Here is a 26,848-nt window from a genome sequence, read left to right as displayed (position 1 = left end):
CCCACCAACTTCAAACCGAAAGGCAGACATGCAGCGTGAAGCAGTCATCGTCGAAGCAGTCCGCACTCCCATCGGCAAGCGCAACGGGTCGCTTTCCGGCATCCACCCCGCGGACCTGTCCGCCACCGTCCTGCGGGCATTAGCGTCGCGCAGCGGGATCGACCCAGGCCTGGTCGAGGACGTTGTATGGGGCTGCGTGAGTCAGGTGGGGGAGCAAAGCTTCAATATCGCTCGCACGGCGGTCCTGTCGGCCGACTGGCCTGAGCATGTCCCGGGGACCACGGTCGACAGGCAGTGCGGATCGTCGCAGCAAGCGGTGAACTTTGCAGCGGCGAGCGTCACCGCCGGGCATTGTGACATCGCCGTGGCCGGCGGCGTCGAATCCATGTCGCGGATCCCGATGTGGTCGGCGGTACCCGAAGGCCAGTCGCCCTTTGGCCGGGGCTACATCGAACGCTACGGCGACGAATTCCCGAACCAGGGCATCGGAGCCGAACAGATCGCCCGGAAGTGGGGGCTGACCCGGCAGGAGTTGGATCAATTCGCGCTGACCTCCCATGCGAAAGCCGCGGCTGCCATCGACCGCGGTGCCTTCAAGACCCAGATTGTCCCGGTGAAGACTGACGCCGGTGTCTTTGACACCGATGAAGGCATCCGGCGCGGCGGCAGCCTGGACAGCCTGGCAGAAGTACGATCGGCCTTCACCGAAGGCGGTATGATCACGGCGGCGAACGCCTCACAGATCAGTGACGGTGCGGCCGCCTTGTTGATCATGACCGCCGAGCGGGCACACGAACTCGGGCTGACGCCCATCGCTGCCATCGACACGGTCGCGGTGGTGGGGTCGGAGCCGATGCCGATGCTCACCGGTCCCATCCCGGCTACTGAAAAGCTGCTGGCCCGGAAGGGGATCAAGATCGGAGACGTTGGGACCTTTGAAGTCAATGAGGCCTTCGCCTCGGTGGTCCTGGCGTGGCTTCGGGAGACAGGAGCCGACGAATCGCGGCTGAATCCGAACGGAGGCGCCATCGCCCTGGGCCATCCCCTCGGCGGGAGCGGCGCGCGTCTGATGACCACCATGCTCTACCACATGCGGGACAACGGAATTGAATACGGACTGCAGACGATGTGCGAGGGCGGCGGCCAGGCCAACGCCACGCTTCTGAGGCTGCTCTAGCGATTGTTAGTCTGAATTGACGGTCGAGGCCGGCCTCTATGCGTCGGTTTCGGCCCTTTACCCCGGGCACGGCCTCCTGCCCGTGGCATGGAGCGTCAAAGAGGGCAGCCACTCAGCACCAGCGTGATACCACTGCAGGACAAGGCCACTGAAGCGAGCCGGACACCCGGAACCGGATGCCGCCACCTAGCCAACCACACCACCGCCAATCTCCGAAACGACACAGCCATGAACTCATCTGCCCCATTTACCCTCGACGTCGCCGTTCATTCCGCCGAAAGCAGAGACGACCGACTCGGCGAGGCGGTGAATCACCTGATACCGGCTGCCCTGGAACACAGGCACGGCATCCTGATCACCAGACACGATGCGACCAGCTACACCGTGCAGGTAGACGCCAGCGTGCCCTGCGGAACTATCCACGAAAAGAGTCGCTAACAGCCTGGCCGTTTTCCGTGCGCCGTCGTCCACACTCATCAGCGGGAAACAAGGCCGCAGCCGCGCTGCATCGGCGACGGCCATGCCCTCGCTTCACTCTTCCGCCGTACCTCGTAAGAATATTGTCGCCGTTCGGCAACGAGGTGCTCGGGACCGTTCCGGAGCTGAGGTGGCACATAAGCGTTGCGGTGAGGTCTCCAGAGAGAACTGAACAGAGGCCGACCGGGCCCGGAGCGGAACCCCTTCCGGGCTAACCAGATGGATGAGAGAGAGCGCAAGTGACACGTATCGGGATCGTGGCCGAACTGGGCCGCGAGACAAGGGTGGCGGCGACGCCCACCACGGTCAGGCAACTGTTGGAGTTAGGCTACGACGTCGTGGTCGAGAAAGGTGCGGGGGAGTCAGCGTCCTTCCCTGACCCTGCTTATGCCGAAGCGGGTGCCCTGATTGTGGGCGCTGATGAGGCATGGGGCAGCGAGGTGGTGCTGCGGATTAACCCGCCGAGCGAGGATGAGATCGGACGTCTGGCTGACGGGGCGACGTTGATCGGGTCGCTGAGCCCGGGCCTGCGCCCTGAGCTGGTGGAGGCATTGGCTGCACGTCCCATCACGGCGCTTGCCCTGGATGCCGTGCCGCGGATCTCGCGGGCACAGTCGATGGACGTCCTAAGCTCGATGGCGAACATCGCCGGCTACCGGGCCGTGATCGAGGCAGCCCACGAATTCGGCAGGTTTTTCACCGGTCAGGTGACTGCTGCGGGCAAGGTTCCGCCGGCGAAGGTCCTGATCGCCGGTGCGGGTGTGGCGGGTCTGGCGGCGATCGGGGCGGCGAGCAGCCTGGGTGCGATCGTGCGCGCGACGGACCCGAGGCCCGAGGTCGCTGACCAGGTGAAGTCCATCGGTGGGACCTACCTCAAGGTTGAGGTCGCCGAAGAGATGCAGTCCTCGGACGGGTATGCGAATGTTACGTCCGAGGCGTACAACGCCCGCGCGGCGGAGATTTACTCGGAGCAGGCACGGGATGTGGACATCATCATCACCACGGCCCTGATCCCGGGGCGCCCGGCGCCGAAGCTGCTCACCGCCTCCGATGTGGCGGGCATGAAGGCCGGCAGCATCATCGTTGACATGGCTGCTGGGCAGGGCGGGAACGTCGAAGGCTCCGTGGCCGGGGAACGGGTGGTGACGGAGAACGGTGTGGTGATCCTGGGTTACACGGATCTCCCGGCCCGGTTGCCGGCCCAGGCCTCCCAGCTGTTCGGGACGAACATGCTGAACCTGATCAAGCTCCTGACCAAGGACAAGGATGGGGTCCTGCGGATCGACTTTGATGATGTGGTGCAGCGCTCGGTGACCGTGGTCCGGGACGGGGAGAAGACCTGGCCGCCACCCCCGGTCCAGGTCTCCGCCGCGCCGGCAGCCAAGACCCAGGCCCCGGCAGCGGAAAGCACGACACCGAAGAAGAAAGCGGGCCTGAGCGCCGCGGGCAAAGCGGGCTTGTTTGCTGCGGGCATTGCTGTGCTGTTCCTGGTGAATGCGGTGGCCCCGGCGCCGTTGCCGCAGCACTTCACGGTGCTGATGCTCTCCATCGTGGTCGGCTTCTACGTCATCGGCAAAGTCCACCACGCCCTGCATACCCCGCTGATGTCTGTGACGAACGCGATCTCGGGGATCATCGTGGTCGGTGCACTGCTGCAGGTCACCTCGGAGAACCCGGTCATGCAGGTCCTCGCCGCCGTCGCGGTCCTGCTGGCCAGTATAAACATCTTCGGCGGCTTCGCCGTCACCCGGCGGATGCTCGCAATGTTCTCCCGCGGTGAGAAGGCACGTTCATGAGCGCCGTACCCGAAGCAGCAGCAGCAACACTTATGAGGAGCCTTACCGTGTCTGACACCGTCTCCGGTCCGTTGACCGCCGACTCGATCGCGGGGGCGGCCTACATCGTCGCAGCCCTGCTGTTCATCCTCAGCCTCGCCGGTTTGAGCAAGCACGAGAAAGCCCGCACCGGGGTCATCTACGGCATCACCGGGATGGTCATCGCCCTGGCCGCGACCATCTGGCTGACCGTCCAGGGCGCCTGGGGCACCGGCCACGGCCTGACCGGGCTGGTGCTGCTGGTGGCCGCGGTGCTCATCGGCGGGGCCATCGGGCTCTGGCGTGCCCGCGTGGTGGAAATGACCGGGATGCCCGAACTGATCGCGCTGCTGCACAGCTTCGTTGGTCTCGCCGCGGTACTGGTCGGCTGGAACGGGCACCTCGAAGCCCCGGCCCTGTCCGCGGACCTGATGGCTGTCCACCACGCCGAGGTCTTCGTCGGCGTGTTCATCGGCGCGGTGACATTCACCGGCTCGATCGTGGCGTTCCTGAAACTCTCGGCCCGGATGAAGTCCTCACCGCTGATGCTGCCGGGCAAGAACGCGATCAACCTCGGCGCCCTCGCCGCCTTCATCACCCTCACGGTCTGGTACGTCAATGACTCCCAGCTGTGGCTGCTCGTTGTGGTCACCGTGCTGGCGCTGGGGTTGGGCTGGCACCTGGTGGCGTCCATCGGCGGTGGCGACATGCCCGTCGTCGTGTCCATGCTCAACAGCTACTCCGGCTGGGCCGCCGCCGCCGCGGGATTCCTCCTGAACAATGACCTGCTCATCATCACCGGCGCCCTGGTCGGCTCCTCCGGCGCGTACCTGTCCTACATCATGTGCAAGGCCATGAACCGGTCTTTCATCTCCGTGATCGCCGGCGGCTTCGGCATCGCCGCCCCCGCCGCAGCGGACAAAGAGTACGGCGAGCACCGCGAAATCACCGCCCAGGCCACCGCCGAACTGCTCACCAACGCCTCCAGCGTCGTCATCACCCCTGGCTACGGCATGGCAGTCGCCCAGGCCCAGTACCCCGTCGCCGAACTCGCCCACCAGCTCCGCGAACGCGGCGTCAACGTCAGGTTCGGCATCCACCCCGTCGCCGGACGCCTGCCCGGACACATGAACGTGCTACTCGCCGAAGCCAAAGTCCCCTACGACATCGTCTTGGAAATGGACGAAATCAACGAAGACCTGGACGGGACCTCGGTCGTCCTCGTCATCGGGGCCAACGACACCGTCAACCCCGCCGCGGCCGAGGACCCGTCCAGCCCCATCGCCGGCATGCCAGTCCTCAGGGTCTGGGAAGCCGACAACGTCGTCGTGTTCAAACGCTCGATGGCCGCCGGCTACGCCGGCGTCCAAAACCCACTGTTCTACCGAGACAACTCCCAGATGCTCTTCGGCGACGCCAAACAACGCGTCGAAGACATCCTCCGCGCCTTCTAACACGACAGACGAGAGAAGCGACCATGCACGGACGTCGGGTTCCTCCAAATGGCCCTGTTCAGAAGGCTTTCCGGTCACGTGTGCCGGATCGGACTCCTTCCGCAGAAGAAGCACCAGCACCTCGACAGGCTGTCAATATTGACGAACTGACTGCATCCCCCTGGATTGGACTTCACTACCGGCACGAGTTCTTGCTCCACTACAGGCACGAGCTGCTGGAGCAGCTTCTCAAGGACTGAAGCCGAGGCTGGACCCGGGAACCCTGGAAGTGAATCGGCCCAAAGCCGGAGCCGCGTGGCAATGCGATCTATCCCGACTTCTTGGATTGACTCACCTTTCCAGTGCCCGCCTAAAACCCGTTCAGGCACGCAATGCGAATGTTTGGCCGAGCATCCGGGGTCCAAAGGCCGGACTCAGCGGCCCACCGACGCTTCGGAGAACATTCGTCCAGAGCGGAGGGGAGTGTCGGAATAGCGGTAGATCCGGGGTTGGCCTGAGCCGCCGTGCGCTGGCTGTCGGTAGAAAGGAGCATGCGCGCCAACGTGCCGTTGCCGCCGCCTTTGATCGTGCCGCTGCTCGCCTTCGGGGTAACCCTCGTCGCAGCCTTATCATTTTTTCTGATACTGCAAAACTGACTGTGGCCCTGCACAGCGCTCCCGGGCTCCAGCCAGAACGAACCGAACTGGCTTGGGGCCGCACATTGGTGGCGCTTCTCGCCGCCAATGCCATCTCTTTGCGCTGGTTGCCAACTCACGGGCTGTTCTCCGGGGGCTGAAATAGGGAGAGGCTGCGGCCGCGGTGCGGCCGCAGCCTCGTGGTTTCGTTGGTTGCCCGGCGGGGTTAGTGCGTCACGGCTTCTTTGATTTGGGATCGGATCTGTCGTTCGATGTCTTCCTCGCCGGGCAGTGCCTGAACGGTTTCGTTGAGTTCGGACTGGGGGACGACGACGATTCCGTCTGCACCGCGGATGACGACGTCGCCGGGGTTGCAGACGACGTTGCCGCAGGCGACGGGCTTGCCGACGTAACCGGGGCCGTTCTTGGAGGGACCAGCCGGTACGGTGCCGCGGGCGAACACGGCCACGCCCATTTCGTTCATTTCTTCGATGTCGCGGACGGCGCCGTCGATGATGACTCCGGTGACGCCTTTGCTGAGGCAGATTTCGGCCAGTATGCCGCCGAAGACGGACCGGTTGGTGACGGCGTTGACAAGGACGTCGCCGGGTTTGGGCTCATCGAGGCCGCGGTGGATGGCGAGGTTGTCGCCTTCCCAGACCTGGATGGGCAGGACGCTGCCGGTAAGGCGGGCGCCGGGGTGAGGCAGCGGGTGTCGGCGGACATCATGTCCATGCGTTTGCGCACGTCACCGAGGGGGGCTGCGAGCAACCGTCGAAGGATGGCTCGCGACTATGACCTCGTAATACTCGTTCCGTTGGAAGGCAGGGACGGATATTTCGTAACGGCCGTCCCCGAAAGCTCACTTTCGCCTGGAGTGGATTATTCGGAGACCGGGGTTTCCGGCATGATGCGGGGCAGGAGCGCCTCGTGTGCCTTTTGCAGCGCGTCTGCCCGCGCCGCGGCCGCCTCGCTGCGGCCTTGTTCGGCTGTCCGCGCCTGTTCCAGCTGGGTCTCCGTTGCTGCGGTCCGCGGGGCCGCCGCAGGGCGGTTGGCCCCGGCCGATTCTTTGGCCCTGGTTACATGCAGTACTGGGGGAGTCGGCTACACACGGCCCGGACGCCCCTGCCGCCGCCGGAAGTAGTCTCCCACGAGGGCGCTGCCGGTGGCCCGTACGGGCGTTGTCCGGCCTTCAGGCAATGCTTCCTGCCTGGGTAGTACGGAGTGGACGGGTGGTCGATGACGGGGAGCGCCCCGGTTTGTAGGCGGAGACCGATGGTGCCTCGTCTACCCAGTATCTCCAGGGAAATACTGCTCCGTCGCCCCCGGGCCCGCTGAGACCGACCCGCGGACCCGTGATGTGGGGGACCATGGTGTGGTCGTCCGGGACGAGGAACTGCCACTGGCCGTCGAAGAGGTCGTCACCGTCATTGGTCAGGTCCGCGGCAAAACACTGGGCTACGCAGCCCGGACCGGACGCCAGCCGGCGCTCGGGAAGCGGTGCTTTGCGTGGTTTCGCTTCTCGGCGGGCGCGGGCCAGCTCCGCGCCCTCGATGACGTCGCCGGCACGGATGAGGCAACCGTAGGGCTGATCCGGCTGCGCGGTGACGAGATTGATAGCGTGGTGCATCCCGTAGGTGAAGTAGCAGTAGATGTGGCCCGCAGGGCCGAACATGGTTTTGTTCCGATTGGTCTTGCCACGGTAGGCATGCGCCCCTGGGTCCCGCTCGCCGGCATATGCTTCGACCTCGGTAATCCGGATGGAGACGGTTCCGTGACCATCCGTGCGTTGAAGGACGCAGCCAAGAAGCTCCGGTGCAACGTCGAGCACGTCGCGGGCGAAGAACGTCCGGTCCGCCGCATGGAAGCCGGGGAGAATACTCACGGAACGACTTTACCTGTCGGCCGCCCTGCCGAGGAATGGGGGAACTCGCCAGGTGGGCCGCGCGCCCAGGCCTGCTGAGCCGTCCGGTGCATCCTCATGGTGATGTGGCTCCTACACGGATTGGGAGAGCATAATGTCACCGAGGACGAAGACCCACAGGGGCTGTCGCCGCTTCGGGCGTCACTTTTCCCCGGGAGGTATCAGTGCCGTGCCGCAAGTCAGTGAGGAGGCTGGGGAATGTCGACTACAACGGATGTTCAGGTGCGCCGGGTCTATGATGCGACCAAGGACGACGACGGCATACGGGTTCTGGTAGACCACATCTGGCCCCGCGGGATGACCAAGGCCAAGGCAGCACTTGACGAGTGGTGCAAAGACGTCTCCCCGTCAACGGAGCTGCGCAAATGGTACGGCCACGACCCTGCCAAGTTCGACGAGTTTGCCAAGCGCTACAAGGCCGAGCTTAAAGACCCGGCCCGGGCGCAGGCGCTTGACCATCTGCGCGAACTCGCTAAGGGCCAACGGCTCACGTTGCTGACAGCAACCAAAGCCGCCTACATCAGTGAGGCCCATGTCCTGGCCGACCTGATAGGACGGTAGCCAGCTTACGTCCGGCGCGCCCAAGAGAAGGACTTCGGGAAGGACCCGATTAGTGACTGGGAACGGGATCCACTGACGCGGCCGGAACTGATCCCGACCATGCGGTGAGCAATGCGCATGGTGCGAGGATCGTGTAGGGGTGGACGGATCGTACGAATCCCTGGCCGCAATGCATTGGGCCGTCACAGAAGCGGGTTCCACGGCGTCGGCCTCTCCGCCGACCAGGAAACACGGGGGACGGTAGTTCTGGGAATCTTCGCGGATGCCACCGGATTTTTTGCTAGCGGATGAATCCAGCACATCGATGGCCCGGTACCTGTGGCGTGGTTTTGCGCCGAAACCCGGGGCGGGTCTTCCTGACCTTAGACCCCCAACAGGACGTGGTGCCGCGCAGCGCCTTACCAGGGTGGCGACAAGGCGCGGATCAGTGGGTTTTGTCACCGCGACACCAATCTGCGCGTCGACCCGCTGCATGCCGGCTCGGGCCCAGTCCGCTGGACCCCGGCGGCAGCTGCGCCGCCGCGTTGTTCTACCTCGCCCGCTCCTCTTGGCGGGTTTCGGGATTTCGTCGGGTATGCCGGGTGTGGGGCGTGTTGCTAGATGGATTGGCGGTAGCCGAAGAATTCGTGGTCGTTGTTGTATCCGCCTTCGCCGCCGCCGATGTGGGAGAAGTCTTTGACGAATTCGATGCCTTTGATCCATTTGACGAGTTTGAAGCCGAGCTGGACTTCGTTGCGCAGTCGCAGCGGTGCGCCGTGTCCGTAGGTCAGCGGCGCGTTGTTCATGTCGTAGGCGAGCATGGTGAGGTGGTAGCTCATCTGTTCGATCGGCTGCGCGTCGTAGTAGATGCCGCCGTCGGATCCTTCGGCGAAGGAGTAGAAGATCACCCACTTCGCCTCGGGGTCCGGCTGCACCAGGTCGATGATGGTTTGCATGGGGACGCCGCCCCATTTGGCCACGCTGGACCAGCCCTGGATGCAGAAGTGCTGGGTGATCTGCTCGTGGTGCGTCAGGTCGTGTAGCTGGGCAAGGTCGAGTTCCACCGGGTTCTTTACGAGGCCTGAGATACGGAGGCGGTAGTCGGCGAAGCCTGTGGCGAGGAGCGTTTTGTAGTCGGTGGATTCGGGGTACTTGCCGTTGTGCCACATATAGGGGGAAATGTCTTTTTCGGTGTACCGGCCGGGTTTTGAATCGAGGTGCTCGAACAGCCGTTGCGCCGGGCCGATGAGTGCAAACCCGATCCGCTGGACCATCCTCGGATGCCGGTAGGTGAGCGGGGTGACGCCCACCCAGATCACGATCATGATGGCCAGGGATGCGGCGAAGATCCAGAACCCGTACCAGTCGCCGGAGTTGCGGTCCGCGTACATGTAGTTGAAGTTCCGCAAGGCCTCTGTCGCGACGACGAGGCAGACGTGCATCACGATGAACAGCAGGAACCAGACCAGGACCAGGAAATGCAGCGACCGGGCGGCCTGGATGCTGAAGACCCTGCTGATCCACCTGAATTTTGTGGACAGTGCCGGGGACATGCCCAGGCCGGTGATGAACGCCAGCGGTGCGGCGATAAAGACCGTGATGAAGTAGGCCATGACCTGGAGACTGTTGTAGGCGACCCAGCTGTCGTCGGCTGGCCAGTTCAGGGAGGCGTACTGGATGGACATCGAGAGGGCATTGGGGATGACGTCCCAATTGGTGGGCACCAGGCGGAGCCACTGACCCGTGGTGAAGATGAGAAGGTAAAAGATCAGGCCGTTGAGCAGCCAGAGCGTGTCCATACCCAGGTGCCACCAGCGTGCCAGCCCGATCGAGTGCCGCCGGCCCGGCAAGCCCACGCCGTCGGGGAGGGTGATGGAGTCCTGCTTTGCCGTATACAGCGGGTCCGCGGGTACCGGCGTCTGCATCCGGAACCATTCCTTGCCCGGGGTTGAGTGCCGGGTCCAGTACAGCCGGGGATGATCGGCAAGGATGGCTAACCCTGCCCGGATGATGGGGATCAGGAGCAGCATGTTGAAGAAATGCTGCCAGCCGATCCAGGCAGGGAACCCGGCCCGGGCTTCGGCCCCGGGCGGAACAACCCGGCCCGGATATTCCCTGATGAACTCCGCCACGGCGGGGACACTGCGCAGTCCCTTGGCGACGGCCACGGCAGTGATCAGCAGCACGAAGCCGATCGGCAGCAACCACAGCAGGTTAAACCATTTGCTGTTCCCTATGCGCACCCGCGGCGCCACCCCGTATTGCGCAGGGGCAGACCCGGCCCAGGAGTCATCGACGACGGTGTTCGCTTCCGTTGAGAGTTCCTCCCGGAAGCTGGCCGGCGTTCTCGGACCCGTGGCGGGGACAGCAGACCGGGAACCGTCCGGGTTGTCCTGATTATCCTCACGTGCCACGATGTGCTTTCGATCATTGATGCCCGTGCGGCTTCCGGGATGCATGATGCCTGATCCCAGATTACGCTTCCGCCGCGGACTGGCAACGGAAGATCCGGGATGACGGACGCATGGTCCGCCGGTAGGAGTCGACGGGCTGCCGGGCTATACGCAACGCAGGGGCAGCCGGCCGTCAGTGGCCGGCTTCGTCGTCTCCATTAATATCCGGCTGTCGTGGATACCGGGTCGCGGTATCCAGCCCGGGATCCATGGCCCGCTGTGTCACTCAACGGCTTCCCGTCCATGCGGGCGTGCCGGCCCCGATTATCACCTTTGTCTGCCGCATCATTAGCCGCCGGCACCTGCAATCCCATGGCGGGATGAACCCGGCGGGTTGACCTTTGCCTACGCGGTCGTAGACTCACAGGTGAGGCCGCCGTCAGACCATGTACGTCCTTTGGTCGCCGGCTCACGGAGCGAGGAGGGGCCAGTGTCAAAGACCGCATCTTGGACTCTTTACCGCGGGCAACAGGGACAGTGGGCGTGGGTTGCCCACCGGATTACCGGCGTTGCTATTTTCTTTTTTCTCCTCGTGCATGTTCTGGATACTTCCATGGTCCGGGTATCGCCGGAGGCCTATAACGCCGTCATAGGCACCTATAAGAACCCGGTCATGGGCATAGGGGAGGCCGGCCTGGTCGCGGCCGTTGTCTTCCATGCGTTCGGCGGAGTGCGGATAATCCTCATCGATTTCTGGAAGAAAGGCCCCAAGTATCATGTCCAAATGCTTTGGGGTGTCCTCGGACTATGGGCGGTGGTGATGATCCCCTTCCTTTTCATCCACCTTTCCCATGTTTTTGGCGGCCACTGATGTCCGCCAGCCCGGGAAACCGGAACAGCGCCAACAGGGAGTGTACGAGTCCATGAGCAGCCCGCAGGCCACCGAACCCCCCTCAAAAATAGATCTGCCGCACTCTGTTGGGAGCGGCGAGATCCCCACCTTCGAAGTCACGTTGCGGATCCGCCGCTACAACCCGGAAGTCTCCGAGGAGGCCCGCTGGGAAGACTACCCGCTGACCATGTACGGCACGGACCGGGTCCTGGATGCGCTGCACAAGATCAAATGGGAAATTGACGGCTCGCTGTCCTTCCGGCGTTCCTGCGCCCACGGGGTGTGCGGTTCTGATGCCATGCGGATCAACGGCCGCAACCGCCTGGCCTGCAAGGTTTTGCTCAAGGACCTGAACCTGGACAAGCCGGTGACCGTTGAGGCCATCAAGGGCCTGCCGGTGGAGAAGGACCTGATTGTGGACATGGAACCGTTCTTCCAGTCCTACCGTGAGATCATGCCGTACTTTATCGGTGCCGGCCACGAGCCGACGAAGGAGCGCCTGCAGTCTCCCGAAGAGCGTGCACGTTTCGATGACACCACCAAGTGCATTCTGTGTGCCGCGTGTACGGGCGCGTGCCCGGTCTTCTGGACCGACGGACAATACTTCGGTCCGGCGGCAATCGTGAACGCCCACCGCTTCATCTTCGACTCCCGCGACGACGCCGGCGACTTGCGCCTTCAGATCCTTAACGACAAGGAAGGTGTCTGGCGGTGCCGCACCGTGTTCAATTGCACGGAGGCTTGCCCGCGTGGCATAAAGGTCACGCAGGCCATCGCAGAGGTCAAACAGGCCATCCTCTCCCGCAGGATATGACGCTCCGGCGCCGGCGGGCACCGGGCGTGGCACCGCCGGCCGGCGGACCGCGTCAGCCGGCCAGGAGCTGGCGCAGGACGTAGGGCAGGATCCCGCCGTGGACGTAGTACGCTTCCTCGGCGGGCGTATCGATCCGTATGGCGGCGGTGAAGTACTGTTCACGGCCGTGGTCCTCGACCCGGACCGTGACCTCCCGCGGCAGCGGGGTATGACCCTCGATGCCGATGACCGAGTAGAGCTCTTCCCCGGTCAGGCCCAGGCTTTCGGCCGTGTCACCGTCCCGGAATTGCAGGGGGAGGACCCCCATCCCGATGAGGTTGGAGCGGTGGATCCGTTCAAACGATCCCGCCAGGACGGCTTTGACGCCCAGCAGCAACGTGCCCTTGGCCGCCCAGTCCCGGGAGGACCCGGACCCGTAATCCGTCCCGGCGATAACAATCAAGGGTACGGCTTCGGCGGCATAGGAGGTGGCGGCGTCGAAAATGCTTCTTTGCCCGCCATCGGGGAAATGCCGGGTGAAGCCGCCCTCCACGCCGGGGACGAGCCGGTTGCGCAGCCGGACGTTGGCGAAGGTCCCGCGGATCATGACGTGGTGGTTGCCTCGGCGGGAGCCGTAGGAGTTGAAGTCGGCCGCGTCCACGCCGTGTTCGGTGAGGTAGCGGCCGGCGGGAGAGTCGTTCCGGATGGCGCCGGCCGGGGATATGTGGTCGGTGGTGACGGAGTCTCCCAGGAAGGCCAGTACCCTGGCCCCGGTGATGTCCCGGACAGGTGCTGGCCGGGCGGTCATACCGTCAAAGTAGGGTGGCCGCTGCACGTACGTGGAGTGGTCATCCCAGGCGAACATGTCACCCCCGGGCACCTGCATGCCCCGCCAGCGCCCGTCGCCGGAGTAGACGTCGGAGTAGCCCTGCGTGAACATTTTGGTTTCGAGGTTTTGGTCCACGACGGCCTTGATTTCCGCCGTCGTCGGCCAGATATCGTGTAGATAGACCGGGTTGCCTTCCGGGTCCACGCCGAGCGGATCGTGAAGCAGATCGGTATGCATGGTCCCGGTGAGGGCGTAGGCGATGACCAGGGGCGGGGAGGCGAGGAAGTTCATCTTCACTTCGGAGTGGATGCGGCCCTCGAAGTTCCGGTTGCCCGAGAGCACCGCTGCAACGGTCAGATTGTTGCCCGCGACGGCAGCGCTGACTTCAAGGATGAGGGGCCCGGAATTACCGATGCAGGTGGTGCACCCATAACCGACCAGATCGAAGCCGAGTCTCTCCAGATACGGGGTGAGCCCTGATCTGTTGAAGTAATCGGTCACCACCCGGGATCCCGGAGCGAGGGAAGTTTTCACCCACGGTTTACTGCGCAGCCCCCGTTCGACGGCTTTCTTGGCCAGCAGGCCGGCGCCAATCATGACTGTCGGGTTAGAAGTATTGGTGCACGAGGTAATCGCCGCAATGACCACGTCTCCGTGGTCGAGGCTGGCCGCGGTTCCGGCCAGCTCAACGCGGACGGGTTCGGATGGCCAGGTGAAGTCCGTGGCGTCCTGATACTGGCGGGGCGGAGCGTCCCGGTGAATGCCGGGGCTGACGGCAATGGGGTCGCTCGCGGGGAAAGAGTGCTCCTCGGCATCGTCGAGGCCCCCCTGCACGGCTTCCTCCTGCGCTTCCCCGGACAGCAGTCCGCGCACGGCACGGGGCACGGCGCCCAGCGGGATACGGTCCTGCGGCCGCTTGGGTCCGGCGATGGAGGGGACGATCGTGGACAGGTCCAGCTCGATAATCTCGCTGTAGTCCGGGACATGGTCGGGACGGTGCCACAGGCCCTGTTCTTTGGCATAGGCTTCCACCAGTTTGATCTGGTGCTCGGAGCGTCCGGTGAGACGCAGGTAGTCCAGCGTTTCACCGTCGATCGGGAAGATGGCGCAGGTCGACCCGTATTCCGGGCTCATGTTGCCCAGCGTCGCCCGGGTTGCCAGTGGCACGCTGGCCACTCCGGGGCCGAAGAAGTCCACGAATTTTCCCACGACCCTGGTGCGGCGCAGAAGTTCGGCGACGGTGAGCACCAGATCCGTGGCGGTGGTGCCCTCGGGCAGTTCGCCGGTAAGTTTAAGCCCGACTACCTGCGGGATGAGCATGCTCATCGGCTGGCCGAGCATGGCCGCCTCGGCCTCGATACCGCCCACGCCCCAGCCGAGCACACCGAGTCCGTTGACCATCGGGGTGTGCGAGTCCGTCCCTACGAGCGTGTCCGGGTAGGCGACCGGCCCGCTGGCACCGTCCCGGGTGAAGACGACCCGGGCGAGGTATTCGAGGTTGACCTGGTGGCAGATGCCAGTGTCCGGGGGCACCACGAGGAAGTCATCGAACGCCCGCTGAGCCCAGCGCAGGAGCTGGTACCGTTCCTGGTTCCGCGTGAATTCCAGCTCCGCGTTGATTCCGAATGCCTCCGGGCTGGCGAAGGCGTCGGCGATGACCGAATGGTCGATGACCAGTTCCACGGGAATCAGCGGATTGATTTTCTTCGGGTCCCCGCCCAGACCGGTCATGGCATCACGCATGGCCACCAGGTCCACCACGCACGGCACACCGGTGAAGTCCTGCATCAGCACCCGGGCGGGAGTGTATTGGATTTCCGGGTTGGACGCCGATCGGGGGTCCCAGCCGCCAAGGGCCGTTATCTGTCCGGCGGTGACCAGCAGGCCGTCCTCATTGCGCAGCAGGTTCTCCAACAGGATCTTCAGGCTGTAGGGAAGGCGGTCCGAGCCCTTGACCCGGTCCAGCCGGTAGATCTCATACGTCCTGTTGTCCACGTTCAGTTGCTCACGCGCACCAAAACTATTTGTCGTCATCACTGTCGCCTCCGTTAGCTTGGGTCGGAAAATGTGCGCCCGCGGAGCGCGGGCGGTTTGCAGCACCCGGGAATTCCTACTCGATGAGCTTGCCGGTCACGGAATCGTCGCCATCTGTGGATCAGTCCGTGGATCCCATGATGCTGCCCCCTCCCGGGGTGACCGCATCGGAACACCTGGACGCGACGGCCGCTCCTGCGCCGATGACGCAGCCGGTGCCCGCCCCGATGTCGGGCAGCCCTGCCAGCATCGCTCCTTTCATCCCCTGTTCCGACCGTACGCCGGGGCCAGCGGACATGCTATGGCCTCCGGAAACAAGGTCATCGGCTCGGGGAACAGTGTCGGCAGCCTTGCCGGTGCCCGCGATACTGGGGGACCTGGCACGGAGGCACGCCGTATGGTGCTGTACTCGCTTGGTTCACCGCCGCAGATGACGCCATGTATCGATCCGCCGATGCGTGCAGCCTGGGCCTTCGCGAGTTCCGCTTTCTCGCCGATGAACAGCTCGTCCACGGTGCTCTCCCACAGTTCAAGCCAGCGGGCGAATAGCTCCCAGCGCAGCGGGAATTGTCATTGAGGGCCGAGTGTACTTGCAGCGCATTCCGCTTGGATAGCCCGGCGCGAAAGAGCACTGTCTCCCAGAAGTCGCACTTGATCGGAAGGTGCGCGGGAAGATCCATGCGCGCGACCTCGGTGAACACCGGCCCGAGCAGTTCGTCTTCAAAAACCCGACGGTAGAACGTGGTGACGAGCACCTCCACATCTGCGCGGTTGGCTAGGTCGTTTCGGGACGCGCGGGCACCTGCGGTGGCGCTCACGCGAGTGCCTGCAGCGCGTAGGCCGTGCCGAGGACCGGCAGCGCAACGACTTTCAGGCCTTCGAGCCCGAAGTACACCAGATGGGCGGCGGCGCGCCGCCGACCTGCCGGATGGGTGTGCGCCTCGGGCGTGCCGGGGGCCCGGCGATCCATGCGCGGGCGGAGCCGAGCGCTTGCACAAGGGTCAGCAGCACCACACCGGCCAGCCACGCCGTGGCCCAGGGAGGCCCTGCCGCCACCGCCGCAAGTACAGCCAGCGCCCTGGCCAGCACAAGTTCCGCCCAGTTCAGTGCGCGGAAGACGAGACGGCCGATGCCAACGGCCAGCGGCACTGTCATGCCGGGCGCCCTGAATTTGAGCGGCGTTTCGATGAACGAAATGGCCGCGACCAGCCCGAGCCAAAGGAACGAGATGGCCAACTGAAGAATCCGGGCCAGAATCACTGTCCGCCCTTTCCGGTCGGGTAAGTGCTGTCCTTGGTCAGTTCGATGGAAGCGGTGCAGTAGCCCTCGCCGGCGAGAGGCTGGAGCGTGGCGGCGGAAGAACCTTCGGGGGAACCGCCTACCAGACCTTTCATTAGGCCCAGATGCACGCTGCAGACCACCTCCGGGTGCTCCCGTGCCACATCCATGAAAGGACACGCGTACAGCCGCAGCTCCGTTCGCACCCCGTTGCCCACGGTCTCAGGTTCGAAACCGAACTTGGTAAAGACCGCAATGACGGCTTCAACGACAGCATTCCCGGATCCCGGCGGCGCAGAGCGAGCGTTTACCCTCGCCCAGCGGAGGCCGGCAGGTTCGGCCCGAACGGCCGGCGCCTGTTCGGGGGCCTCCGCCCGCGCTCCTGTCCTGCGGGGTGCAGGTGCCGGACTAATCCTGATTATCGGTCCCGGTCCCGGTCCCGGTGTCGGTGTCGATATGCGGTTTGCGGGCCGGGTCCACGGAACCGCTCGCTCCGTAGTTGCCCTCTGAATACTGACCAATTTCAGATTTAGCGGTGCGGCCAGGGGTCGACCCGGCGTCGCCGAAGTTGGCTTTCACGTAGCGCCCCGATTCCTTGGCCTTGTCCCCGAGGGGTTCGGGCAGTCCGCCTTCGCTGCCGGCCGCCCCGTAGTCCCCTTCGATGTATTGGCCTTCCTCGTCGCCCGCATGGCGGCCGGCCTGCGCTCCGGCCTTGCCGTAGTTGCCTTCGACATACCGGCCGCGCAGGTCTGGTTCCTCCGGCTTCTTCTCTGGGCCTACCTCATCCGGGGTGTCTTCAATGCTGCTGTTGTCGGACATGTTGGTGCCTTTCCCAAACGAAATCCGCGTCTTTGCGGCGCAATTCAAGTCTGGCGAGGGACCGCGCTCCTCGACAGAATCCGCCTCCGCGCCTGCTGGGGGTTTGCCGGGACGGGGCGGCAGGGGCGGCCCAAGGTGCTGCCCACGGCGGATAGATCTTAGACCGTTGCCCACGAACACTATCGGCGTAGCATAAATGTACTGGGGTTGTCAATTTCGATAGGTAGATCAGATGACTCGAGGAGGCACTCGCGATGAGCGATATCAGTCCACTTAGGAATGCGGTCCGTAACGGCAGTGGCCTTAAGCAGTTGGGCGGCACTTGGGGTGAACTTCTTGCAGAGTTTCTCGGCACGTTTGTGCTGATCTCTTTCGGTGATGGTGTTGTGGCCATGGCAGTCGCCGCTTTGCCGGGATCCGGCCGGGCCGCGACATCGACGACGATCTTCATGGCCGCCGGAGACTGGCTGTTGATTACCTGGGGATGGGCCTTGGCGGTGACGCTGGCAATCTACGTCGCCGGTGGCGTCAGTGGCGCGCACATCAATCCGGCGGTGACCCTGGCGTTCGCGGCCCGGCGTAAATTTCCCTGGGGCAAGGTGGGGCCGTATATCGTCGCGCAGGTTCTGGGCGCCTTCGCCGGTGCCGCGATGGTGTACCTGCTGTATCACGACGCCATCGACGCCTACAACAAAGCCGTCGGGACTGGGCGTGCGGATCCGAAGGGGCTTGCCAGCTACTCCATATTCGCCACCTTCCCGGCACCCTACTTCAGCGGCAGCCCCGTGGGACCGCTGGTCGACCAGATTGTCGGCACGGCCTTCCTCCTCATGTTCGTGGTGGCCATTATCGACATGCGCAACACCGCGGTTCAGGCGAACCTGGGTCCGTTCATGATCGGGCTGGCCGTTGCAGCCATCGGCATGTCGATCGGCGCGAACGCCGGCTACGCCATCAACCCGGCCCGTGACTTCGGGCCACGGCTGTTTGCCTGGCTGGCCGGATGGGGGCAGACGGCGCTGCCGGGCACCGTGGACGGGGCCTTCAGCTGGTACTTCTGGGTGCCGATCGTCGGCCCCCTGGTCGGTGGTGTGATCGGTGTCCTGATCTACGACTGGTTTATCGGCGACGTCCTGCATGCGCGGGTCAGGCTGCAGGAATCCACACCTCCGGGCCGGGCAGGCGGAGAGACACCTCCGGCGACCGAAACGAAAAAGACGGCCGAAACATAGGCGTTTAAGGATCCTCAGAAACGCCGGCACAAGGAGACTTGCTCTTCCGGAGGAGAAACGCTGGCTCGGGGCGGGCGTTCAACCACAATGGCAGGCCATGTTATAAGGTTCGACTACCCCGGACCGGCGTGCACCCACTTCTCGGTCTGCGCAGCGTTTCCGTCAGCTTCTTGAGTATCTGTCCGTGCCAGCCGCCGCCCGGGTTGGCTGCCGCCTCACCTCATCACCGATGGCATCAATCCAGTTCGACCACGCGTGCGTGTCTGATGCTCGGCGCGTTGACAGGCCGCGAGGTGGCGCGTGTTCCTGGGTGCAGAGCAAGGAGGTCTCCTGATGGCCACGGTAAGCGTGCGCTACATCGTCGATGCCGCCATCAATTTTTACCGCGAACATCTGGCATTCACGCTCGTCATGCATCCCGCCCCGCCTTTTGCATACGCCGGGCATGCCGGACACGGGGTCTCAAACGTCCACAACCGTTGCTGCCAGCAGGTGTACTACTGATGTGAGACACAGCTTGAAAGGATTGTGCTCATGTCAGCTCGACCAACGTATTCCGATGAATTTAAGGCCGATGCCGTGGATCTTGTGATTTCTTCCGGCCGGTCACCGATGTCCGTCGCCCCGGAAGTCGGCGTCTCCGTCACGGCGCTGAAGCGGTGGGTGCAGCTGCACCGCGACGCTGGGGCCGGGGCGGGCGGCAGGCCCGATGACCCGGTGGATGCCGCGAAGTACAAGGCTTTGGAGGCCCGGCTGCGTGAGGTCGAACGGGAGAACGATTTCCTAAATTATTCTGATGTCCGGATTATGCCGATGTCTGCCTGAACCCGCAGCTCAGGGCCGGGTGGGTGCCGGAATGTTCGGCATAATCCGGCTACCGTCTGATACTTGTCCTCCCGTCTTCTCTCGGAAGGACAAGGATCATGAGCGATCCTGCCAAGGTACGTGTCCGGGGCCCGCTGGCCTCACTGTTTCCAGAGTTCCGCGTCAGGCTGGCTGCGCTGGGCTATTCGCCGGGGACCGCGGCCCAGCAGCTGCAGATGCTCGCCCACTTGTCCGGGTGGATGCACGCTCGGGGCCTTACGATTCACGATTTATCTCCGGAAGCGGTCGAGGAGTTCTTCCGGCATCGCCGCCAGAGCCACAGAAACCTGATCACGGTCCGCTCGCTGGACAGGTTCATCGAATTCCTCTCCGATTCAGACATTGAGCGGGCGGCAGCAGCGCCGTCCGTCCTGCCTGGCTGGGAGCAGGTCCTGGTTCGGTTCGGGCGGTATCTCTCCCGCGAACGGGCGCTGGCGCCGACGACCGTCGAGAATTACCTGAACCAGGTCCGGCCTTTCCTACGCTGGCGTGCCGGTCGGACGAATTCGGATCTGGGGAACTTGTCCGTCAACGAGGTCATGGGTTTCCTGGTCGTCCGCGGCAGTGCGGAATCCGCCGGGTCCGTCCGGGTCGCGGTGACAGCGTTGCGAGCACTGCTGAAATGGCTGTATCTCTCCGGGACCATCGACGAGGCGTTGGCGGAGGGAATCGTCCCGGTCTCGTATTCCGCGTTCGGCGCCCTGCCCAAAGCCTTGCCGCCGGCTCAGGTCAGCGACCTGATCAGCCACACCGCGGATTCACGCCTGAGCCCGTGCCGGGACCGGGCCATCGTCGTGCTGCTCTCACGGCTTGGGTTGCGCGCACGGGAGACGGCCGGTCTGCGCCTCGATGACCTTAACTGGCGTGCCGGGACCGTCCTCGTGCACGGGAAAGGCGGGTTCGCGGAGCCCATGCCCTTACCGGCCGATGCCGGCGCGGCGATCGCCGGATACCTCGAACATGAACGCCCGGCCATGCCTGACCGCCACCTGTTCTTGCAGGCGAAGGCCCCGCATGCCCCGCTGGGCCGTTCCGGCATCAGCGCCGTAGTCAGCCGGCTGGGACAGCGTGCAGGTATGGCTTCGCCGGTCGGGGCTCACCGACTGCGCCACAGTGCCGCGACCGGTGTCCTGGCCGCCGGCGGCACGCTGACCGAAGCGTCCCAGCTGCTGCGCCATGCCAGTCCCGCGTCCACCGTCATTTATGCCAGAGTCGATCTGGCCGCCCTGAGGACCATGGCCAGACCATGGCCGGGTGCTGAACGAGGCACCCCCGGATCAGTCACCGTTCCTGGGCGAGTCCGATGACCACGGTTCTGAACGACTATGAGCAGGAGTATCTGCGGTTACGCCGGCTCATGGGTGCCACCCTGCACGCGCACGAGGGGCTAATCAGCGGTTTCCTGCTCAGCCTCGAAACCGCCGGCCAGGGAGCAATCACGGTTGAAGCGGCGGTGGCCTGGGCGGTCCTGCCGACGGGTGCCTCGCCCCGCTGGCGGGCCTACCGGCTGGCCGTGGTCCGCGGCTTTGCCGCCTATGTTCACGCACGGAATCCGGCACTGGCCCCGATAATCCCTGCCGGGCTGATACCTTCGAAAGTCGTTCATGCGATTCCGTACATCTATACGCCACGGCAAACCGTTGAGCTGATGGACGCCGCCCTCAGTCTGGGCCCGCCAGCCCGAGGGCTGACGGTGTCCACGGTGATCGGGCTGATGGCCGCCACCGGCATGCGGATCGGGGAAGCCCTGGCCCTGGACCTGGAGGATGTCGATCTGGGCGCCGGTGTGATCATGGTGACCGGCAAATACGGGAAGGAACGTTTGGTCCCGCTGCACCCGAGCACGGCCGGTGCACTGGCCGGCTATCTGAGCGCGAGCCGGGATCTGGTCACGGCCCGCGATCCGGACGCGTTCTTCCTCACCTACATCGGTACCCGCCCTCACCCCGGAAACCTGCAGACAGCATTCCGGTCCCTGACCACGGACCTTGGCCTGACACCCCGGCCCGGGGCCGGACCGCCGCGCCTGCACGATTTCCGTCACACCTTCGCCACCGAGTCTCTGACTGAGGCCTACCGCGGCGGCGCTGATGCCGACGCCCGGATCGCTGTCCTGGCAACCTATCTCGGGCATGTCAGCCCGGCCAGCACTTACTGGTATCTGAGCTCTACACCCGAACTGCTCGCCCTGGTCACCGAAAGAGTCCAGACCGCACAAACCCACGGAAAGCTTCTGTCATGAGCCTGCTCGCCCCCACCCTGCAATCCTTTTTCACCGGTTACCTGAGCGGCCAGCGGGGCGCCAGCGCCCATACTGTCGCGGCCTACCGGGACACCTGGCGGCTGCTACTGACCTACCTCGGCGATCACCGGCACCGCCGCCCGGCCGCCGCCGATTTCACCGACCTCGATGCTGAGACGGTCAGCGGGTTCCTGGCCTATCTGGAAACAGACCGAGGCAACAGTGCCGCGACCAGAAACGCCCGGCTCTCGGCCATCCATGCGTTCTTCGGCTACGCCGCGTACCTGCATCCCGAGCATGCCGACCTGATCAGGAGGGTTCTGGCTATCCGGGCCAAGAACGCACCCAAAGCACAGATCAGCTACCTCACGGACGCCGAGGTCGATGCCCTGCTCGCGGCCCCGCCCGCAGCCCGCTTGGTCGGCAGTCGCGACCGGCTGATCATCCTGACCTTGGTCACCACGGGCCTGCGGATCTCAGAACTCACACACCTGACATGGGCCGATCTGCGGCTTGCCCGTCCGGCGCACCTTGCCTCCCACGGCAAGGGCCGCAAGGAGCGGGTCACGCCGCTGGACACCGCCACGGCCATGGCCCTGCAGGCCTGGTATGAGGAAAACCTGTCACCGGCTCCCGCGTCCGCGGTCTTCACCGCCCAAGGCTGCGGCCGGCCGATGACAACCGACGCGGTCGCGCAGCGGCTCCGCGTCCATACGACCGCTGCCGCCACCACCTGCCCGACGCTGGCGGCAAAAACCGTTACCCCACACGTCCTCAGGCACACCACCGCCATGCGGATGCTCGCCGCGGGCATCGACACCGCGACCATTTCCCTCTGGCTGGGCCACGAGTCCATTGAATCGACTCAGGCATACCTGCACGCCGACCTGGGCATCAAGCAACGGGCGCTGGACCGGACCGCGCCGCCGGACACCATGCCCGGACGCTACACACCGGCAGACACCCTGCTGGAATTCCTGGAAAAGCTGTGAGGGATTATGCCGAACATTCCGGCACCCACCCGGCCCTGAGCTGCGGGTTCAGGCAGACATCGGAATAATCCGGACATCAGAATAATTTAGGTTATGCCGACATCGGCATAACCTAAAAAAGGTTTCCGCGTTCTTCGCCAAAGAACAACGGTAGAGGATCTCTACCGTCTCGTTCAGGCGAAGGACGCGCAGTTTCCCATCCAGTGGATGTGCCGCCGGCCGGACATTTCCAGGGCCTCGTATTACCGGTGGCTGGACGCGGAGGAATCCCCGACGGCCCTCAGGCATCTGGAGCCGACAGAACAGGTGAAGACGATGTTCGATTCCTCGGACGGGATCTTCGGACACCGGATGGTCCACAAGGAACTGGCCGCCGACGGCATCCGGGACTCCGTGGGTACCGTCGCTGCCATCATGGCGGAGAACGGGTGGGCCGCGAAGCGGATGCGCGCGTTCAAACGCACCACGATCCCCTCGGATCCGGACAAGGTCTTCGCCGATCTCATCGGCCGGGACTTCACCTCAGAGGCTCCCGGGACCCGGCTGGTCGGCGACATCACCTATCTGCGCACCGATGAGGGCTGGCTGTATCTGGCCACCGTCATCGACCTGTGCATGCGCTTGGTCGTCGGCTGGGCGATGGCGGACCATATGCGTGCCTCCCTCGTCACGGGCGCGCTGAAGATGGCCAGGGACCGCGGGCACCTGCAGCCCGACGCGATTTTCCATTCGGGCCGCGGAACCCAGTACACATCCCGGGAAATGGGTGCCTGGTGCCGGGGAAACCGGGTGTCCGTCAGTCCATGGGAGAAACCGGCGTGTGCTGGGACATTGCCGTGGCCGAACCGCTGTTCTCGTCGTTGAAGAACGAGTTATACCATCACCACAACTTCACCACGAGGCACTCAGCCCGGCGCGGCGTCATGCGCTACATCGAGGTGTTCTACAACCGCTGGCGGCCCCACAGCAACAACGCCGGGCTGCCGCCGGCCACCGCGATGGCCGGCTTCAAGACCGGCAGCAGCCGAGTTCCGGCCGCTGCCTAAACCCTGAAAAAACCAACCGACGTCTCACATCCTTGACACACCTCGGACTGGAGCTTCGCCAATTGAGTGGAGTATCGCGCGGCGTCGCATGAATCCCGACAATCGCCGATGACGTGTGTCGATCGTTGCTGTTTACCGGTTCCAGGGCGTAACTGCGACGCATGGAGATGCACCGTGAAGTTGTCCAGGGACCGGTGACTGACGTCTACACGACAACTGCGTTGCGTCACCAACCCGTGTGCGGGTTGAATGCGCAATTTCTGGCATAAGCGCTTGTTGGTGCCCGGCTGGGGTCCTGCTGGTGCGATGGCGGCGAACGTGAATAGTTCCCTAAAAAGGCTAGTACGGTTCTGCCGCGAGGGGCAGCGTGGGCGTAGTCTCGTTGATGACCGATCAAACGTCCGGGAGATCCGGCCGAGGCAACGGGGATGTCATGGCGGACAACAGAAATAAACGCGTTGTGGTGTTGGTCCAGGAGAACCACGCGACCGATAATAACTTTCGGGGCTTGGCCCGGTTCGTGGCCAGCGTTGCATCGGACCGGCCGATCCGGGCGACCCGTCGACGTCGGATCAGCCCCGGGATCGGCACGCTCGCTACAAGTGGCTCAGCGCAGAGCAAGAAGCGACCCGCGCCCAGTTCGACACGAAGCCGGCGATCCCGTTCGACGCATACCTGGCGCTGACCGGTGAGTTCTTCGAAAACCATGGCAGCGGCTTCGGCACGAACTCGCCACCGAAAAGATGTTCCCCCGACAACAACAAAGCCCTGAACGATGACCGGCCCACGAACGGAGCACTTTCATGTCTGACCAGAACACCACACCGAAGCCCGCCGGAGACAGCGTCCCGCTTGCCGGCTCGGAACGCCCGGCGGCTGCAAGGATCCAGGCCACGCACGGTCCCGTCGATCCTTCTCGCAGGATTGAGATAACCGTGATCCTGCGCCGTCAGGTACCGCTGACACAAATGCCCGCCGAACCGATCTCCCGCACCGATCTCGCGGCCCGCCACGGGGCCTCCTCCGGGGACCTGCGCCTTGCCACCGATACGTTCACGCGGCTCGGGGCGGACATCCTCGAAGCGGACCCGGCCTCCCGCCGGTTGCGGCTGGCGGGAACCGTCGAAGAGCTAAGCCGGATCTTCGGCACCAGCCTGGAAGAAGTAACCAGCAGCGGACCCCACGGTCACGACGTCACCCACCGGCACCGGACCGGGGGCCTGCAAATACCGGCGGAGCTTGACGGAATCGTCACGGCCGTCCTTGGCCTTGACGACCGCCCCCAGGCCCGGGCGCAATTCCATGCGATCCCGCTGGCCGCCGCCGGGATTAGCTACACCCCGCCAGAACTAGCCAGAATCTACAATTTCCCTCCCGGGGCGGACGGCAGCGGTCAGAGCGTGGCGATCATCGAACTCGGCGGCGGCTTCGGTCAGGGTGACCTGGACGCCTATTTCCAAGGCTTGGGGATCGCCGGGCCAAAGGTGACTGCAGTAGGAGTCGACGGCGCCGTCAGCCAGCCCGGGCAGGACCCGGCGGGGGCCGACGGGGAAGTGCTGCTCGACATCGAAGTGGTCGGCGCCTTGGCACCGAAGGCGGACGTCCTCGTCTACTTCGCCCCGAACACTGACGCCGGGTTCCTCGACGCGATCATCAACGCCTCCCACGCCGCACCGGCACCGGCCTCGATCAGCATTAGCTGGGGTCAGAACGAAGACGCCTGGACCGCTCAGGCCCGGACAGCGTTTGACCAGGCCATCGCCGACGCCGCGGCGATGGGCGTGACCGTCACCGCAGCGGCAGGGGACAACGGCAGCGCCGACGCGGCCACGGACGGCAAAGACCACGCAGACTTTCCGGCCTCCAGCCCACACGTACTGGCCTGCGGCGGTACCCGCCTCGACGCCGACCCGGCCACCGGCAGTATCAGATCAGAAACCGTCTGGAATGACGGACCGAACTCGGCCACGGGCGGCGGCTACAGCGACACGTTCCCCGTACCGGCCTGGCAGAGCAGTCTGCCCGCCCATGCCCGCCACCACAAACCGGCACCAAAGCCCACCCCCGGGGTACACGGCCGCGGCGTCCCCGACGTCAGCGGCGTCGCCGATCCGCAGACCGGGTACAGGGTCAGGGTTGACGGCAAAGACATGGTCATCGGCGGCACGAGCGCCGTCGCACCCCTCTGGGCGGCACTGATCGCCTTATTCGCCCAGTCAACAGGCCGGCGGTTCGGCCAAATCCAGCCTCTGCTCTACAGCCGGAACGCCGGATTCCACGACGTCACCACGGGAAACAACGGCACGTACCAGGCCGCGACCGGTTGGGATCCCTGCACCGGGCTCGGCAGCCCTGACGGGACAGCCCTGCTCGCGGCGATCAACTCCGGACTCTAAGCAGGCAGGCGGGCACCGGCATGCGGTGATCTCCACCCTCAAGGCACGCTGACCGCGCTTTCCCGCCCGTGGACGAGCACATGGCGGGGAAGGAACCCGTGAACACCGGAGATCCCGGTTCCCTCGGACGCGCGCACCGCCAGGGCGGCTTTCCGGCTGTCCTGGATACCGCATCAGGTCCGCCCAAAGCCTCTTGAGGTCGCCTGAGGCGCGGCATCCCTGGGCCGGCAAAAAGCAGACCGCCCAGACCAACAGCCAGGAACCAGCCAGATACGGACAGCCCGCAGTGGCTGGGGGCGAACTGCTTCGTTGCGTCGGGCGTTGTTGTCGGGGCGGGTACAGGGGAGGGGCTCGTGCCTGCGGTTGCTGCGCCTGTTGTCTCCTCGACGGGAACGGTGCCGGCAGCCCGGCGGGCCCTTGTCTGCGGGCTGCCGGCCGGAACGGACACCGCTGTCCGGGAGGCACCCGGGGCAACGGGAATGACCGGGGGTGCAACCGCCGGAAACGTCCCAGGGCGGGCGATGCGTGATGCGTGGGCCCCGGCACCGGCCGGACGACAAACTCCGACAGGTGCCCACCGCGACGACCACGGCAACCCGCAGCCATCCGCCATGGCGTCCTGGTCACCGGTCCACAGGGGAAAGTGCGTCGGCTCCGGGAGGGCTGGTGCTGTGCCGGTCGCCGGGGGGCACCGAACGAAGCCGGCGCGCCCTTGATTCGGCGATCAACCCGGCGATGAGGACAACAGCTGCGCTGCCGAGAAGGATGCCTATCCAGGCCATCATCTGACCCTCGTACGTGACGCACGGCGCGCTGGTCGGCTGGTCCGCGACAGGTTGCAGCGGGATGACAGCGCCGGTCAGATGACCACGTACCGACGGGCACACGGCGTCGAACCCGGCAACGCTTCGGGGCAGCAGGCCCACGATGACCCCGGCGGCCAGAAGCCCCGGGACAACGTAAGTTCAGTGCTGGTCCACATTTTGTGGCTTGATCTTCCCTTGGCCGCACTCTAGGGGGATGATCGGTTTCAGGTGC

The 26,848-nt window shown here is 64.7% G+C and carries 24 protein-coding genes and 2 pseudogenes; 17 read left to right on the top strand and 9 right to left on the bottom strand.

Annotated features, from left to right (window positions below):
* Positions 1-28: 28 nt before the first annotated feature.
* Positions 29-1,177, top strand: a complete 1,149-nt coding sequence (locus E5206_RS14375) for a thiolase family protein (RefSeq protein WP_136323073.1) — start codon at positions 29-31, stop codon at positions 1,175-1,177.
* A gap of 234 nt (positions 1,178-1,411) precedes the next feature.
* Here E5206_RS14375 and E5206_RS14370 read toward each other — a convergent pair whose 3' ends face one another.
* Entirely contained in the window at positions 1,412-1,699 is a 288-nt protein-coding gene (locus E5206_RS14370) for a hypothetical protein (protein ID WP_136323072.1), read from the bottom strand.
* Between the two features lie 194 nt (positions 1,700-1,893).
* Here E5206_RS14370 and E5206_RS14365 point away from each other — a divergent pair, with 194 nt between their 5' ends.
* The 3 genes and pseudogenes from E5206_RS14365 to E5206_RS14355 form a co-directional block, all read left to right on the top strand.
* Positions 1,894-3,450: a Re/Si-specific NAD(P)(+) transhydrogenase subunit alpha gene (locus tag E5206_RS14365; protein ID WP_136323071.1), complete on the top strand. Its 1,557-nt coding sequence runs from the start codon at positions 1,894-1,896 to the stop codon at positions 3,448-3,450.
* 32 nt (positions 3,451-3,482) lie between these two features.
* Positions 3,483-4,922, top strand: coding sequence for a Re/Si-specific NAD(P)(+) transhydrogenase subunit beta (gene pntB, locus E5206_RS14360; RefSeq protein ID WP_136324154.1), 1,440 nt, complete (start codon positions 3,483-3,485; stop codon positions 4,920-4,922).
* Positions 4,923-5,565: 643 nt separating this feature from the next.
* Positions 5,566-5,682: pseudogene (locus E5206_RS14355) on the top strand (DUF202 domain-containing protein); the annotation flags it as partial.
* Positions 5,683-5,762: 80 nt separating this feature from the next.
* Here E5206_RS14355 and E5206_RS14350 read toward each other — a convergent pair.
* Both E5206_RS14350 and E5206_RS14345 read right to left on the bottom strand, forming a co-directional pair.
* Positions 5,763-6,203, bottom strand: coding sequence for a hypothetical protein (locus E5206_RS14350; RefSeq protein WP_240690193.1), 441 nt, complete (start codon positions 6,201-6,203; stop codon positions 5,763-5,765).
* A 525-nt stretch (positions 6,204-6,728) separates the two neighbouring features.
* Entirely contained in the window at positions 6,729-7,421 is a 693-nt protein-coding gene (locus E5206_RS14345) for a DNA-3-methyladenine glycosylase (RefSeq protein ID WP_205759940.1), read from the bottom strand.
* Between the two features lie 237 nt (positions 7,422-7,658).
* Between E5206_RS14345 and E5206_RS14340 the strand changes: the two genes are divergently transcribed.
* Positions 7,659-8,021, top strand: coding sequence for a DUF488 family protein (locus E5206_RS14340; protein ID WP_136323070.1), 363 nt, complete (start codon positions 7,659-7,661; stop codon positions 8,019-8,021).
* A 596-nt stretch (positions 8,022-8,617) separates the two neighbouring features.
* On the opposite strand, the gene E5206_RS14335 is transcribed toward E5206_RS14340, so the two are convergent.
* Positions 8,618-10,459: a molybdopterin-dependent oxidoreductase gene (locus E5206_RS14335; RefSeq protein ID WP_136323069.1), complete on the bottom strand. Its 1,842-nt coding sequence runs from the start codon at positions 10,457-10,459 to the stop codon at positions 8,618-8,620.
* A 424-nt stretch (positions 10,460-10,883) separates the two neighbouring features.
* On the opposite strand from E5206_RS14335, the gene sdhC reads away from it, so the two are divergent.
* Together sdhC and E5206_RS14325 are read left to right on the top strand one after the other, a co-directional pair.
* On the top strand, positions 10,884-11,264 hold the full coding sequence (gene sdhC, locus E5206_RS14330) for a succinate dehydrogenase, cytochrome b556 subunit (protein WP_136323068.1): 381 nt from the start codon (positions 10,884-10,886) through the stop codon (positions 11,262-11,264).
* Positions 11,265-11,316: 52 nt separating this feature from the next.
* Positions 11,317-12,099: a succinate dehydrogenase iron-sulfur subunit gene (locus tag E5206_RS14325; protein WP_136323067.1), complete on the top strand. Its 783-nt coding sequence runs from the start codon at positions 11,317-11,319 to the stop codon at positions 12,097-12,099.
* Positions 12,100-12,151: 52 nt separating this feature from the next.
* Here the strand turns inward: E5206_RS14325 and E5206_RS14320 are convergent, their stop codons facing one another.
* The 5 genes from E5206_RS14320 to E5206_RS14305 all read right to left on the bottom strand — a co-directional run bounded on the left by E5206_RS14320 (position 12,152) and on the right by E5206_RS14305 (position 17,038).
* A complete protein-coding gene (locus E5206_RS14320) occupies positions 12,152-14,944 on the bottom strand; it encodes an aconitate hydratase (RefSeq protein ID WP_276605946.1) in 2,793 nt (930 codons plus the stop codon).
* Between the two features lie 118 nt (positions 14,945-15,062).
* Entirely contained in the window at positions 15,063-15,203 is a 141-nt protein-coding gene (locus E5206_RS19345; RefSeq protein WP_168709354.1) for a hypothetical protein, read from the bottom strand.
* A 608-nt stretch (positions 15,204-15,811) separates the two neighbouring features.
* Positions 15,812-16,201, bottom strand: a complete 390-nt coding sequence (locus E5206_RS14310; protein WP_205759939.1) for a hypothetical protein — start codon at positions 16,199-16,201, stop codon at positions 15,812-15,814.
* The gene (locus E5206_RS19340) at positions 16,198-16,335 is read right to left on the bottom strand and encodes a hypothetical protein (RefSeq protein WP_168709353.1); all 138 of its coding nucleotides are present in this window, start codon (positions 16,333-16,335) and stop codon (positions 16,198-16,200) included. The genes E5206_RS14310 and E5206_RS19340 overlap by 4 nt, the downstream gene beginning before the upstream one ends.
* A 292-nt stretch (positions 16,336-16,627) precedes the next feature.
* Complete coding sequence (locus E5206_RS14305; RefSeq protein ID WP_136323065.1) at positions 16,628-17,038, bottom strand: hypothetical protein; 411 nt, start codon at positions 17,036-17,038, stop codon at positions 16,628-16,630.
* Positions 17,039-17,292: 254 nt separating this feature from the next.
* On the opposite strand from E5206_RS14305, the gene E5206_RS14300 reads away from it, so the two are divergent.
* The 10 genes and pseudogenes from E5206_RS14300 (at position 17,293) to E5206_RS19335 (ending at position 26,826) form a co-directional block, all read left to right on the top strand.
* Positions 17,293-18,270 carry an MIP family channel protein gene (locus E5206_RS14300; RefSeq protein ID WP_136323064.1) on the top strand — a complete coding sequence of 326 codons (978 nt, stop codon included), beginning with the start codon at positions 17,293-17,295 and terminating at the stop codon, positions 18,268-18,270.
* Between the two features lie 333 nt (positions 18,271-18,603).
* Positions 18,604-18,774: a hypothetical protein gene (locus tag E5206_RS19480; RefSeq protein WP_205759938.1), complete on the top strand. Its 171-nt coding sequence runs from the start codon at positions 18,604-18,606 to the stop codon at positions 18,772-18,774.
* A 30-nt stretch (positions 18,775-18,804) separates the two neighbouring features.
* The gene (locus E5206_RS14290; RefSeq protein WP_136323063.1) at positions 18,805-19,095 is read left to right on the top strand and encodes a transposase; all 291 of its coding nucleotides are present in this window, start codon (positions 18,805-18,807) and stop codon (positions 19,093-19,095) included.
* A 98-nt stretch (positions 19,096-19,193) separates the two neighbouring features.
* Entirely contained in the window at positions 19,194-20,441 is a 1,248-nt protein-coding gene (locus tag E5206_RS14285; protein WP_136323062.1) for a tyrosine-type recombinase/integrase, read from the top strand.
* Entirely contained in the window at positions 20,438-21,376 is a 939-nt protein-coding gene (locus E5206_RS14280) for a tyrosine-type recombinase/integrase (protein WP_136323061.1), read from the top strand. The genes E5206_RS14285 and E5206_RS14280 overlap by 4 nt, the downstream gene beginning before the upstream one ends.
* Complete coding sequence (locus tag E5206_RS14275; RefSeq protein ID WP_136323060.1) at positions 21,373-22,368, top strand: tyrosine-type recombinase/integrase; 996 nt, start codon at positions 21,373-21,375, stop codon at positions 22,366-22,368. The genes E5206_RS14280 and E5206_RS14275 overlap by 4 nt, the downstream gene beginning before the upstream one ends.
* 177 nt (positions 22,369-22,545) lie before the next feature.
* Positions 22,546-23,232: pseudogene (locus tag E5206_RS14270) on the top strand (IS3 family transposase); the annotation flags it as partial.
* Entirely contained in the window at positions 23,205-23,414 is a 210-nt protein-coding gene (locus E5206_RS14265) for an IS3 family transposase (protein ID WP_240689757.1), read from the top strand. The pseudogene E5206_RS14270 and the gene E5206_RS14265, both read left to right, overlap by 28 nt.
* Before the next feature lie 803 nt (positions 23,415-24,217).
* The gene (locus tag E5206_RS14260) at positions 24,218-25,810 is read left to right on the top strand and encodes a S53 family peptidase (RefSeq protein WP_136323057.1); all 1,593 of its coding nucleotides are present in this window, start codon (positions 24,218-24,220) and stop codon (positions 25,808-25,810) included.
* An 863-nt stretch (positions 25,811-26,673) separates the two neighbouring features.
* A complete protein-coding gene (locus E5206_RS19335; protein ID WP_168709351.1) occupies positions 26,674-26,826 on the top strand; it encodes a hypothetical protein in 153 nt (50 codons plus the stop codon).
* Positions 26,827-26,848 lie beyond the last annotated feature (22 nt).

This window comes from Arthrobacter sp. PAMC25564 (assembly GCF_004798705.1).
Lineage (GTDB): Bacteria > Actinomycetota > Actinomycetes > Actinomycetales > Micrococcaceae > Arthrobacter.
Note: the sequence above shows the minus strand (reverse complement) of the source record. Positions and strands in the feature narration are given on the sequence as shown.